Origin of the sequence: Pseudoalteromonas sp. MMG013, assembly GCF_018100885.1 — a bacterium.
GTDB lineage: Bacteria > Pseudomonadota > Gammaproteobacteria > Enterobacterales > Alteromonadaceae > Pseudoalteromonas > Pseudoalteromonas aurantia.
In genome coordinates, this window is record NZ_JAGJEE010000016.1 from 1 (window position 1) to 13,594 (window position 13,594).

Sequence of the window (13,594 nt, forward strand, 5' to 3'; positions counted from 1 at the left end):
ATAAAGTCGTTTGGGTATGATGCTTTTGGTAACTTGGTACGCCAAAAAGAGCATGCAAACCGAGCAGTAATGAGCAGTTCAGTAAATGAAATAATCATACCTGAAGATAGTCAAAACGACAAACTAACACGCCATGAATATAACACCCGGGGCCAACTGGTTGCAGAGTACGATGCACTTGGAAATAAAAATGAGCATCATTACAATGCCATGGGGCAACTCGAGCAAACCCGTGAAATTTATAACGAGTGGAACCACCAAAATGAAAGCTATTCTTTCACCTACCAAGTTTATTTTTACAAACAAAATGGCGATTATTACCCTGGCGGCGGCGGGGAGCGAAATGGATTACCTCCTGGGGTGTCGTTTAACCCCTCAACAGGTAAATTGTCAGGAAAGGTTTTTCACACATCACCAATAGATGGTGACAGAGGCTTTAGTACAGTCACGGTTACATTACATGCCAACTATTTATCAGCTGATGAAGCAAAGATACAACGTCGTGGATTTAATAGTAAAGAAGCAAGCGAGACAAAATCAGCGTTTACGTCATGGCGAGCGCCTCATAGTGGTAATGATGAGCAAAAAGCACGTTTTACCAAATATAGCTATTTTAAAGATGGACAAGTGAAATATAAAACGGTGGGCCACAATAATGGTTCACTAGATATTTCTAATGCTACCTGGAGTACTTACTACAACGCATTTGGTGAAGTGAAAAAAGATGATGATGGCGTATATGTTTACAACCAACAAGGGCAACTTTGGAAAACAACCAAAGGGGATGGAGTATTAAAAACACACACGTATGATCAAGCAGGGCGTTTAACGAAAACCACGCATGCTTTGAATGGCGCGACCGATATTGAGCGGGACGCGTTAGGACAAGCCATTAAAATTACGCAACCAGCATATAATGGAAAGCGTGCAACGCTGACTCAAAAGCATGATCGTTGGGGTAATACCATCGAGATAGTGGATGCATTAGGTTATACCACGCGCGCACAATATAATTATCAAAATAAAGTGATTAAAGAGACCTTGCCACAGGTGGCGATCGCCAACGAAGCAGGGTATGTGCGATATGATACGCCAACTAATCTATACCGTTATGACGCAAATGGTAATTTGGTTAGTAAAGTGGATGCCAATGGCTACCAGCAAAAGTTTAAGTACGACAATAATGGCAATCAAATATTACACAGTGACGCTAATGGTGATGAAACTGCGTATACCTATGATATTTTTGGACGTAAAGTTGCGACTACAGACGCAGAAGGACGAGTCACAACAACGACTTTCGACAAATTAGATAGGGTAGACGAAACAGGGCAGTTCGGGGTTATTGGCAATCAGGCTGATCAATATCGTATTAGCAATACTTATCAGTATGATGCACTTGATAACCGTACCCATGAAATAGATGCAATGGGCGGCGTTAAATCTTATAAGTTTGATGTGTACGGTAATGTAAATTATAGCCGTGATGAAATAGGAAGAGAGAAGCTCTATTACTATGATAAAAACGGTAATCAACGTACAGAAACTTACAGTAGTTTGTACACCAGTGGAAATACGAATAAAAATACCCGTAGCTTTGATGAGTATGGCAATTTACAGTCAACTAATGACCTAGGCGGTAAATCGACCTCATACAGCTATGGAAAAAGCTATGGTAGTAATAACGCGATAGCGACGTTGACAAATATTGGCGAGAACACCACAAAAACTGACATTGGTCGTTTAATTCATAAGTATAGTGAAGAGCATGGGCAAGATATTAAATATACTTACTATGCCAACGGTTGGTTAAAGTCGATTACAGACACCGGCACTGATGCTTATTCTGAGTTTGAATATGATGCGGCAGGCCGTCGTACTGTTGAGTTGAAGCAATCATGGGATGATCTACAACGGGTTATTCGTCATAAAACACAAACCGTATATGATAGCCATGGTCGAATATCGTTAACAGAAACAATGGCATATAACAATACGAATCAAGGCACTGGTGCACCAGTTTGGGAACCTGGTGAGATTATTTCTCGTGTTACTTATCAATATGATGCGGTGGGTAATCGCCGTAGTATGAATGTACAAAATGGCTTTACGGGTGAAATCAAACCACGAGAAAACAAGCTTAATGTAACGTCTGAAATTAGTTTTATGCGCGGCTCTAAAGCAGCGGGTATGGGAAGCATTATACTCGATAATGATTTTGGAATAGATTTTTCGAACTTGAAAATCACCTATAAACAGGCGGGCGCGGTACGACCCAAGCCAGAGTGGCTTAAAATTGAAACGGTACGTGTAGATAGCAACACAGTCAAGCTTGTATTAACGCAAGTGGGGGAAATAGGCCCGAGTCATGGTGACTTCATTGTCAATATTGCAACCAGAGATGGAGAGGGGGCGGTTAAAACCACTTCTACGTTGTTTAAATTAGAAGCGTATAAAAACCATGAACTTGAGATTAAAAAATCAGAAATAGAAATAGTGCGCGGTGCTTCTAATGGCGGGTATGGTGAAATTGAGTTATATGACCGCAATGGTATTACTCTAAAAGATAACCCAATTGAAGTGGTACGTGTACAAGCCGGGAAAACCCATCCAGTACCCGATTGGTTAGCTATATCATATGAATCACTTGATCCGAGAACCGTTAAAGTTACGTTAAAACAAGTTGAGAAAAGCGTAATAGGCCAAAACTTTGGTGACTTTTACCTTAATTTCAAAGTCAAAGATGCCGATGGTAAAACCAGTACGGTGTCTCAATTGGTTAAGCTGAAAGACTTTGTTGAACATGAAACGAAGCTAGTAAAGTCAAACTTTTCGTTTGCGCAAGGCTCAGTATCTGGAGGCTTAGGGTTAATGTCGTTCCAAGACTTGAATGGTTTGAATGCAAATAGTTCAGTCTCTGTGCGCTTTTATCAAAGTGGTGTTGAACGAACGAAACCTGAATGGTTAAAGTATGACGTGCAGCAAGGTGAGTTGTCGTCTGAAGTGAATGTGGTGTTTAGTCAGATTGGCAGTATAGGTAAAAACCACGGGAACTTTATTGCACAAGTCACGGTAACGGACAAAGCAGGTACTGAAAAGGTCTTTAATCAAGGTGTTCACTTAACCCAATACCAAGACAAACTCTTATCGGTTGAAGCCAGATCAATACAGTTTGCGCAACACAGCCAAGCAGGAGGTTCTGGTCAACTTATAATCAGAGATGCTAATGGCCTATCTAACGCGAACAGTGTGACGATTAGCTTTGTACAAGCAGGCCAGGTTCGACCTAAACCCTCATTTTTGAATTATACGCTATCGCCACAAGCAGACGGATCAGTGATAGCCAATTTCGTGCAAACAGGATATATCGGCAAGAGCCATGGTGACTTCTACATTAGAGTGACCACTGTTGACGATGAAGGCAATGTGAGTGAGTTTAACCAATTGGTTAGATTAACCAAATATATAGATAAAATAGCGACATTGACAGCGCAAAGTTCGACGTTTGCTCAGCATAGTGATGTGGGTGGTAAAGGCTCTGTTATTATCAAAGACCTCAATGGAGTGGTCGCCGATCCGAGCAAAATCCAATTGAGCTTTGTGCAAATGGGACAAGTACGAGAAAAGCCCAGCTGGCTAGATTATCGATTGGTCAAAGACAGCAATGATCAAGTACGCGTTGAGTTAACGCAAAATGGTTACATTGGTAAGAGCCATGGCAATTTTCATATCGACTTTACGGTGACAGATGAAGATGACAATAAAGTGGTATTGCGACACACCGTACAATTGGCCCAATATACCGATGCTAAAGTGAAAGTCACCAGCCGCAATATTGACTTTACCAGAGGGACGGTGACCGGTGGTACGGGGTCATTGTTACTGGAAGATACCGAAGGTCTGTTGGCCAGCAATGTTTTACTTAAATTTAAGCAATTAGGCGAATTTAGGACAGTACCGAGTTGGTTAAGTTATTCAGTGGTACAGCAAGGTAATAATGGTGTTCGGGTTAACTTTACACAAACAGGGCTAATAGGCGAGCATCATGGCAACATTGAAATTGTGCTTGAAACCACAGATGGTGAAGCAAATGATGTGGTATTAGGCGAGTTATTTGCATTAAAGTCATACGCAGATACGGCGGCACAAGCGTCGGGTCAATTTACTTTCAGACGGGGAGAGAGTGCCATAGGCACAGGGTCAATTGTATTAACTGATCCTGATGGCGTGTCGAAAAATACGGTTAAGTTGGCGTTTGTTCAACAAGGTAAGAGCCGTACTATTCCGAGTTGGTTAAATTATTCGTTAGAGCAAAGAAACAGTACTAGCGTAGAAATTAACCTATCAAGTAAAGGGTATATTGGCAAAGAGCACGGTGACTTTTATATTGATATTACGTCATTAGATGATAGCGGTTATGAGACCACAACCCGTCAATTAGTCACATTAAAAGCGTATGTGGATAAGTTACCTTCAATAAAAAGTAATACTATGGCGTTTGCTCAGTTTACCAATTCAGGTGGTTCGGGTTATATAGAAATTGAAGACTTAAATGGCCTGACAGCGGATGCTGCGTCAGTGTCTATTGGCTTTACTCAAATGGGGGCTATTAGGCAAAAGCCACAATGGTTATCGTACCGACTGGTACAAGTGAATACGAATACGGTGGGTGTGCACTTTTCTCAAACTGGTCATATAGGTAAGAGTCATGGTGATATGGTGCTTAACTTCAATTTAGTTGACAAAGATAACAACAGTAAAACAGTTAACCAGACTTTGCAGTTGGAGCAATACGTCGATGCTAAGGCACGCATTACGCAAAAAGTCGTTAACTTTACGCAGGGCACAGTGTCGGGCGGCAGTGGTTACATGATTGTTGAAGACGCCAATGGTGTGAACGCGAGCAACTTATCGATTGCATTTAAACAAGAGGGTGCACTGCGTAGCACACCGAGCTGGTTGAACTATAGTATTAGGCAACAAAGTGGCACCACAGTACGTATTGATTTTAATCAAACAGGTCTGATTGGTCAGTCCCATGGTGATTTTACCGTTGAAATAGGCACACTCGACCACGACCAGAACGCGGTAAGCTTGAGCAGCACTTTCAACTTAAATGCTTATGCAGACAGGGCAATGCAGTCTTCAGGGTCATTTGATTTTAGGCGTGGAGACAGTAATACAGGAAGCGGTGCTATTAGGTTGATAGATGCGGATGGATTATTGGCAAGTGATTTGGCGTTGTCATTTTCGCAAAGTGGTGCGAACCGCTCAAAACCAAGCTGGTTAAATTATAGTATACAGCAAGTTAACCCCACCACGGTGCAAGTGAGTCTCTCAAGCGCGGGGTATATTGGTCAATCACATGGTGATTTTTATATTAATATTGAAGGCGTTGATAGAGCCGGGTACCAGCAATCAGCATCGCAATTGGTACCCCTTAAAGCCTATATTCCCCCCTATAACCACAGTACATCGGTCTCAAGTTCATTTAACTTCAGGCGCGGAGAGTCATATTCTGGAAATGGCTCAATTAGCATTGCTGACCAAAATGGCTTGTCATCAGGCAATGTGAGTGTGTCGTTTGAGCAATCAGGGTCGTCACGTTCTAAGCCGTCATGGCTCAATTATTCAGTGTCGCAATCAGGCAGCAACAATGTGGTGGTTAACTTCTCCAGTGGTGGTTATATTGGCAGTAATCACGGCAATTTTTATGCCTTGGTACATACTACTGACCATGATGGGTATACCAGTACTTCACGACAGCTTGTTAGCTTAAAGGCTTATATACCACCACCGCCGCCAACGGATTATGGTACATCGATATCAGGAAGCTTTAACTTTACACGGGGTAGCAGTAGTGGCGGCTCTGGCTATGTGACAATTAGAGATGATAATGGTATTTCAGCCGGTAACGTTAGTCTGTCTCGTGTTCAATCGGGTAACAACTATGGTGTGCCTGGGTGGTTAAATTACTCAGTACAACAGGTAAGTTACCGAGAGGTAAGAGTTAACTTATCGCAAAGTGGCTACATTGGGAGCTCACATGGTAATTTTTTCTTAAAAGTGAATACCCGCGATAACATCAGCTCAAGCAGTTCACAAAACTTATATTTTGGCTTAAATGCCGCGCGTTCTGCGCGGAGCTTTAGTGCATTTTCACCGGCCTCATTCAGTATGCGTAGTGCAGCTGTGATGGCCTCGCCACAGTTCTTAAGTGCCGCGATAAGCGATGACACCATGAACGCTCAACCGCTGTTAGCCAAAAGCGCAGCGGCAACATCAGCGAGTAGTGCGGCTAACCCGCAGGCAAAAATGGAAGAGTATTGGTTTACGTATGATGGCAACAACCGGGTTGTGCACGACGGAGGGCAATTAACGGATGGGACGATTACGACACAGCAGCAAGGACAATACATAAGTTACAACAAAGCAGGTCAACAATCGGTATTGATCACCTCACGCAACAAAGCACAGCGATTTATCCATAATAGTTGGGGTCAAGTGGCGCATGTTGACAATTACCTGAATAAAAGTGGCACTAATTTATATGACGCTCGTGCAGTACTTGCCAATACACCAACAAACGCGAATTGGCGTTCAGGTACTCAGTTTGAATATGATGCTGTGGGTCGAGTCACGGAAAATAGGCAATACTTTGATGTAAATAGATACGAGCCATACCAGAAGTCTGATCCTGAAGGAGAGATGCACTGGACTGTTCGTGTTTACTACGGCGGTGCACTAAAGCACATTTCGAATACCAGATATAATGCGGCCGGGGAAGTTACTCGCGTAGAAGAAAAAGTGTTAGAATTAGATATAAATAAGCGGCTTGATACGTACGTAAGTAATGATGAACCCAATGACTTAAGTTCACTGAGAAAGGTGTATGTGAGTGAACCTTGGACAGCGTCTAGCTTAAAGACTCAATCCATTTCACAAGACTATAAATACAAAGTTGCGGGAAGGGTTGATTCATATGCGTATTATCAAAAAAGTGATTTACCAAAGGGTGTGTCAGAATTAATACATCGTTTTAGTAAACAATATGAAGGCAGAGACACCTATTTAGAAAGTACGACCTTTGGTTCTGGTGATAACTCACATAAAGACAGCAGACATTTGCAGGATGCACAAACGCGTTCAAGCTATGACGCCAATGGTAATCGTACTCGTATTGAAGAACATATCACTGATTCGCGATACAAAGAAGATAAAAAAGTAAACGCCCGCTACATGCGTTTTGATGCAGAAGGTAAGCTGCTATCTAAAGTGACGGGTGAGCAAAGGCGGCTATTAACTGACGCTGACTTAGTGACAAAACGCACATCATTTAACCCAAGAACAGGTAAGCTGATTGACTGGGAAACCACCGTAGCCAAGAATGTGGGTTTTACAGAGGATACAAACTACGCAGGAAAAAGCCTAGGTAGCTATCACTTATACAGTGGCAGTAACTATTTAGGTGAAATCAATAAGTCGGGTTCAAACTCAATAAAAGAGCAGCACTTTAAGGCGCCAGGTGCCAATGATGCAAGCATTATGGCGCGTCACCAAGTACAAAGTGGCGATACTTTAAAAGGTATTGCGAAGTTGTATTACGGTAGTGAAGACCTATGGTACGTGATTGCCGATGTAAATGGCTTAGGGGCGGGCTCTGAGTTGTTAGAAGGGGTGATGCTGGATATTCCCGCCAGAGCGAATAACTTTAACAGTCACGATAACTTCAAGCCGATGAATTTGGGTGAAATCGTAGGTAATACCGACCCATCACTCCCGTACATTCCACCGCCACCAGAAGCGGGCTGTAACGCGGTTGCATCTATTGTGATGATAGCAGTGGCGGTTGTTGCAACGATAGCGACGGCAGGTGCGGCAGCGGGGGCCGGGTATGGCGCATTGATGTCTACAGGGGCGAGTGCATTAGCAGGTGCGAATATTGGTGCTGCAGTTGTCGGTGGCTTTGTCGGGTCAGTGGTATCACAGGGCGTAGGTAAAGCCATTGGTGCAATTGACAGCTTCTCGTTGAAAAATGCGATTGCATCGGGTCTAACAGCTGGCGCAACGGCAGGTGCAGGTGCCGCGATGGGCGTAGGTACAGCGTCGGCAAAAGAAGGCTTAACAGTTTTAAAAGACGGAGCTAAACTCGCAACATTAACGTCAACGGGCCGTGCGATCCAAGCGGGAGTCGGTGCTATTAGCTCTGTTGCGGCAAATAAATTGGTGGGTAATCAAGCAAGTTTCCGTTGGGGAAATGTGGCCGCGTCGGCGCTATCAGCATACGCGGGTTCAGAGCTTGGTATAGGTAACTCGGATAGCTTGTCAGGGGGAGTGACAGCAGGTAGTATTGCGCTCGATACGTTTAGCGGGGTGGCAAACAGTGCGCTCAGTTATGGTGCGGATAAATTATTTGGTAATCAAGCGAGTTGGAACTTTGGTAATGTTGCAGTAGATGCGTTTGGCAATGCGTTGGGTAACTCGATTGTGAGTGGTTTGAGTAAGCGTCCAGAATCCACAACTCAGGGCGTAAGCGATAAAACTAAGCAACAAATTGAGGAAGCTCAAAAGGCTGGTCAACAGATATCACCAGCTCTTGCTGAGCAGTATGTTCGTGAAGTTACAGCCAGCAAGAATGCTAATGGTGCGGTTAACCTGACCGTTCAACGAGAAGGCGCAAACCTTATCGTCGGTGGTGATGGGCTACAGAATGCTACCGTTGATTTATCTACGTTAGATAGTTACTCAAGTTTATCAATTGCTCGAAATGGTCTGGCAGATCACTTTGGTGACTCTTGGTATGGTTCATCAGCGGGTCGTGATTTGAATTTAAGATTCATGACTGCTCAGCATGATGTAATGGAAAAGACACTAAATACTCCAATTCACGAATCGGCATCTTACCAAGCCGGTATGGCTAGCGGTTATAACAACGCGACTTTCCATGCAAGAGATCGTATTGCACAGCAACTGCGTTTTGCAGACACTTCGCGTCAACTAAATGCTATGAATCAAGCCGTTTACGACAGAGATCAAGCTCGCGCTAGTATGTCCACTTTAGACAAAGTTCAACTAGGGCTTGATGTAACGGGTATGAGTGAAATTCCTGTCGTATCACAATTAGCTGATTTAGGTAGTGCTGGTATTTCACTATATAACGGTGACTATGTTGGTGCTGGCCTCTCAATGGGGTCAATGATTCCAGTAGCAGGAAAAGCCTTTGAGGGAACTAGAGCAGCTAGGTTTGCAGAAAATATAGCCAGTCGAGGTGCTGAGTTACGAGGTAAATATAGTCACCTTTCATCTGGTGAGCGACAGGCTATTATTAGCGGACGGTTAGAGTCTATAGCAGCAAATAGGCTTGATATTCTTGAAGGAGCAATCCCTAAAGCACATTTCAAAGGAAGACATGGTGCTCAAACAACTCTAGATCAACAATATAATAGAGCCGTAAACGGTATTGATCCAATAACTAACAAAGTAAGACTAAATCGAAAAGGTGAACTAGTAACTCCAAACTCAACAAGGTTTTTGAGTCATAGAGATCAAATCAATGCAATTGAAAGAGCCAGTACTATATATAAAAATACTGGGGTGAAAGCCTTTGCTGAAAGGCCTATTAATTTTAGATCTAGTGCAGGCGAAGGTTTCTATGGGAAAACAGGAGGGTATGACTCTGCGTTCAGTGCACAGGTATGGTTTAATAAGAACCAGCAGCCAATAACAGCCTTCCCAATATTAGGGAAATAATTTGGATTATGAATATGAATGATATAATAGATGTTTCAGCAATAATTACTTTAATAAAAGATTTTGATTACGAAATGCTGGATGATTCAGAATGGGACGAGCTATTAAAAGTGGATTCTTCTAATGATGAACAAATGTTAAAAATATTTAATCAAGTTACAGTTCCAGAGTATGAAGCTATGGATATGACTACTCAGAGACTGATTAAAGATAGCTTGCAAGGAATGTTGTCTACTGATTTTGATTTTCAACAGATACTTGGGAGAATTGACACACCTTTTGATCCGATAGAAGAGCCTGAAAACTTTTTTTCCGTACTATGGCTAGCTCTATTTAAAGAGAGGATTTCTAACTAAGAAAGTGCTTTTTAATGAACATCGGTTAACTATATGAGTTAGCCGATGCATTTGGCAATGCATTGGGGAATTCGATTGTGAGTGGTCTAGGCGGTGCACCAAAATCAGCTAATACCGCTACGACGAGCCCAAAACACACTGGTAATATGCAATCTGATGGTACTACTAGTGGAACATCTTCCTCACAAGGCGCAGTAGATATTAACCCAAAATAATAATATGGGACAGGCACAAATTTTTGCCTAATTGGGTGTGGGTCTACTGTTCATAAATGACAGCTGTGTGGATTGAGTAACGTTATCGTTTGTTGCTAAGCAATGAGTTAATAATTTCTTCGAATTTATCTGAGGTTGTTACTGAGGTTTCTATCTTATGCGACACCCAATTAACCATATCGATAAACTGTGCTTCTTGGCTAAATTGTTCGCCAAATTTTTTTTTTAATGTTTGAAAAACCACTCGACGAATCTTTCCTTTAGAAGACATTGTAAGGTCAGTTGTTGGTGCGCTAACAGCTTTTATTGAGGCTGGGCGTTTTTTAGCGTTAGACGGCTGTTTGCTACCATTTTTTGTCGTTGACACCGAAGAATTGTTATTAATTGGAGGTAACATACGGTTTCAACTTGCTTAGGATCAGTTCTTTAAGTATATAGGTTACAGGCTGAGATTGCCAAACAGATTGATGTACTCATACCACAATAAGCGTCATTTTTAGGAAGTAAATGTCTTTAATAATAAAAGACTTTGATAAGCAAAGCATCGTTTCAAAGAGTCATGTTGTTTTATCGGTCAATCGCATACCTCGTGCGCACTTAAAGGGGCTCAATTATATTGTTTACGACAGGGCTAGGTTTTTTCAACGAAGTTACTCAGATGCCCGTTCTGTAAATCAAAACGTATTAGGTACCTATAATTCGTTACCAAAAAACTACGTGTGCATATTTAAATTTGGTAGCTCGCAAGAGTTTGAACATATTCTATACCATGAGATTGGTCATCATGTCTTCCAGCATATTTTATCTGCACAGCAAAGACGGTATTGGATATCTGAACTACATCGATTTTACCCAGAATTTATTTCTAAATATGCATGTACAAATGGGCAGGAAGATTTTTGTGAGTGCTATGCCTATTACTTTACATTACCAAGCAAATTGCAACGTTTAGGTAAAAAATATATGTTCATTAATGATTTAGTGTAAATTTCTAGTTTTAATATAATGAAAGTTGTTTACGAACTTTTACGTTTTAGCACATTTTGATTGTTGCTTTTGTTGCAATCTAAGCTCTTTGTGTTAGATTGCCAACCGATTTTATAGGGACGGGATAATAATGGATACTATTAGTAAAGAACATACAGAGAAGTTACTGCAGTTTTGGCTTCAAGATAAGTCAAATGAGCAATTGTTTTTAGATCTATTGTCAAGCATTGCACGCACTGAGTCGTATGATTTGATTGCTCACGTGAATGATGACGCGGTTTTGACTTCATGTACTTCAACCAATATCCATGCGTCTTTTATACAATTGCTGATCACGAGTCGAGATCAAACTGCTACTGCGGCATATTTAGATAAATACTCTGCCTATCTAGGTGTGTGGAAACTGTATTTTCAAGCACTTAGCGCGTTTATAGAATGCAATTTTGATACAGTTATAGAGTTACTTTCTGGCGAGGTCTTAGAGTCAGAGGTTGCTTATGATTGTGCACTTATTCTAGCCCGCACACAGTATATTACTGGCGATATTAATAGTGCAGTGAGAGAATTAACGCCTTTCGTTAAAGCGGGGCGTAATTCAGGTGCTGCGGGGTTATATGCTCTGTGCAATTTTGATCTAGGGCACTACCCGCTATCCCATGAATGGGCGAATATCGCATTAGAAAATGATAAGCATAATATAGATGCGATATTAACGCTTGCCTCATACTTTGTGATTACCCAAGAATTATCAGCGGCAGAAGAAGCGATTTCCCACTGCTTACAATTAAACCCAACTCTGGGGCGCGCATGGTCTTTGCAGGGACAATTGAATTTATATCGAGGCGATATTGCTACCGCATTGCAATCATTTAGTTCGGCTACTACGTATATGCCGGATCATATAGGAACTTGGCACTTATTTGCGTGGACACAGTTGTTTAGTAATGAGTTAGGTCACGCTGAGGCCGCTTTTAGTAAAGCAGTAAATTTGAACCCCTCATTTTCAGAATCGCATGGGGGCTTAGCCATTGTTGAAATTCAAAAAGAGAATGTAGATGGTGCTAAAAAGCTTATTAAGCTCGCACTTCGCCTAGACTCAGACTGCTTTACTGCTCGGTATGCTCAATCTTTGCTACTGGAGCGTGAAGGGAGCTTAGATGAAGCGAGTCAGCTGGTTGAAAGTATATTGCAGAGTGAAAGTTATATCGATTCAATTAGCTATAAACAGTTAGTACAAAACGCTTTGTTAAATATGGCAAATAAAGATTAATGGATACTGACGTTGTAATTACACATTTAGGTGGCATGTTTCAAATTGCTTTGAAGGTTGCCATGCCACTACTCATATCAACTCTGATTGTAGGGTTGATGATCAGTATTATACAGGTAGTGACGCAAGTGCAAGAGATGACGTTGACGTTTGTGCCAAAAATTTTAGTGTCAATCGCTGTTTTGGCCGTTGCCGGTCCATGGATGTTAGGCATATTGGTTGAGTTTTCTATACACACCATATCGTCTATTAGAAACTTTTAAACTATTGTGAATTTATCTTTATACATTGTTGATTTTTCGCTTGTTGCAGCAAGGTTGTTACCTTTTTTTGTATCGACCGGGCACGGACCGTTTCAGCGTTTGCCAAACATCGTGCGAATCGTTGTATTAGTCGCGTTGTCGGTAGTATGTTGCGCGCTTGTTGAGGTGCCTCGTGTTGGAGAGCACAGCAACTGGTTTATAGAGATGCTCAACGAGTTTGCTATTGGCACTTTATTATTTTTTGTTGTGCAATTGCCATTTATTGCCATTGGTTTTTGGGGCCGGGTCTTGGATATGCAAATTGGGTTTGGTGCGGCAGGTGTCGTTGACCCAACTAATAAATCTCAAGAACCTTTATTGGGTACGATTTTTGTACTGGCTGCGCTGGCAATATTTTACTTATCAGGTATGCATTTAACGCTAATCAAAGGAATTATATTTAGTTTTGAAGCGTTTCCAATAGGAACGGCATTTCGTCAACTAAATATACCAAATATAGCGTCACTGATGACGGTGTTTTTAAGCGTAGGAATGTTGGTATACATCCCTATAATTTTATTGATGTGGTGTCTTGATATCTTTATCGGGTTTGTGTCTAGAACTATGCCACAAATGAATATTTATTTTGTCATGTTACCTTTAAAAATAGCAGTTGGTTTATTTTTACTTTCTATTTTTAGTGTTTTTTCTGAAGCTGTTTTTACCCGTTTGTTTAATTTAGTTTTTTCTCATTGGAATAGTATTTTAAGTTGA

Annotated in this window: 8 protein-coding genes; 7 read left to right on the forward strand and 1 reads right to left on the reverse strand. The window is 41.6% G+C overall.

Annotated features, from left to right (window positions below; all coding sequences use genetic code 11):
- The first annotated feature begins 69 nt into the window (after window positions 1-69).
- From J8L98_RS14750 to J8L98_RS14760, 3 genes are all read left to right on the forward strand, one after another.
- The gene (locus J8L98_RS14750; protein ID WP_210997019.1) at window positions 70-9,750 is read left to right on the forward strand and encodes a hypothetical protein; all 9,681 of its coding nucleotides are present in this window, start codon (window positions 70-72) and stop codon (window positions 9,748-9,750) included.
- A gap of 14 nt (window positions 9,751-9,764) precedes the next feature.
- The gene (locus J8L98_RS14755) at window positions 9,765-10,106 is read left to right on the forward strand and encodes a hypothetical protein (RefSeq protein WP_210997020.1); all 342 of its coding nucleotides are present in this window, start codon (window positions 9,765-9,767) and stop codon (window positions 10,104-10,106) included.
- A gap of 77 nt (window positions 10,107-10,183) precedes the next feature.
- A complete protein-coding gene (locus J8L98_RS14760) occupies window positions 10,184-10,321 on the forward strand; it encodes a hypothetical protein (RefSeq protein WP_210997021.1) in 138 nt (45 codons plus the stop codon).
- A gap of 82 nt (window positions 10,322-10,403) precedes the next feature.
- Here J8L98_RS14760 and J8L98_RS14765 read toward each other — a convergent pair whose 3' ends face one another.
- Complete coding sequence (locus tag J8L98_RS14765) at window positions 10,404-10,718, reverse strand: hypothetical protein (protein WP_210997022.1); 315 nt, start codon at window positions 10,716-10,718, stop codon at window positions 10,404-10,406.
- A gap of 110 nt (window positions 10,719-10,828) precedes the next feature.
- On the opposite strand from J8L98_RS14765, the gene J8L98_RS14770 reads away from it, so the two are divergent.
- The 4 genes from J8L98_RS14770 to J8L98_RS14785 all read left to right on the forward strand — a co-directional run bounded on the left by J8L98_RS14770 (window position 10,829) and on the right by J8L98_RS14785 (window position 13,594).
- Window positions 10,829-11,308, forward strand: a complete 480-nt coding sequence (locus tag J8L98_RS14770; protein WP_210997023.1) for a hypothetical protein — start codon at window positions 10,829-10,831, stop codon at window positions 11,306-11,308.
- Between the two features lie 130 nt (window positions 11,309-11,438).
- Entirely contained in the window at window positions 11,439-12,578 is a 1,140-nt protein-coding gene (locus J8L98_RS14775) for a tetratricopeptide repeat protein (protein WP_210997024.1), read from the forward strand.
- On the forward strand, window positions 12,578-12,841 hold the full coding sequence (locus J8L98_RS14780) for a flagellar biosynthetic protein FliQ (protein WP_210997025.1): 264 nt from the start codon (window positions 12,578-12,580) through the stop codon (window positions 12,839-12,841). Before J8L98_RS14775 ends, J8L98_RS14780 begins: the two co-directional genes overlap by 1 nt.
- Window positions 12,842-12,847: 6 nt before the next feature.
- Complete coding sequence (locus J8L98_RS14785) at window positions 12,848-13,594, forward strand: flagellar biosynthetic protein FliR (protein WP_210997026.1); 747 nt, start codon at window positions 12,848-12,850, stop codon at window positions 13,592-13,594.

Coding starts and splice junctions, on each gene's coding strand:
- J8L98_RS14750 (WP_210997019.1), top strand. CDS start 70: ATGAGCAGTTCAGTAAATGAAATAATCATACCTGAAGATAGTCAAAAC.
- J8L98_RS14755 (WP_210997020.1), top strand. CDS start 9,765: ATGAATGATATAATAGATGTTTCAGCAATAATTACTTTAATAAAAGAT.
- J8L98_RS14765 (WP_210997022.1), bottom strand. CDS start 10,718: ATGTTACCTCCAATTAATAACAATTCTTCGGTGTCAACGACAAAAAAT.
- J8L98_RS14770 (WP_210997023.1), top strand. CDS start 10,829: ATGTCTTTAATAATAAAAGACTTTGATAAGCAAAGCATCGTTTCAAAG.
- J8L98_RS14775 (WP_210997024.1), top strand. CDS start 11,439: ATGGATACTATTAGTAAAGAACATACAGAGAAGTTACTGCAGTTTTGG.
- J8L98_RS14780 (WP_210997025.1), top strand. CDS start 12,578: ATGGATACTGACGTTGTAATTACACATTTAGGTGGCATGTTTCAAATT.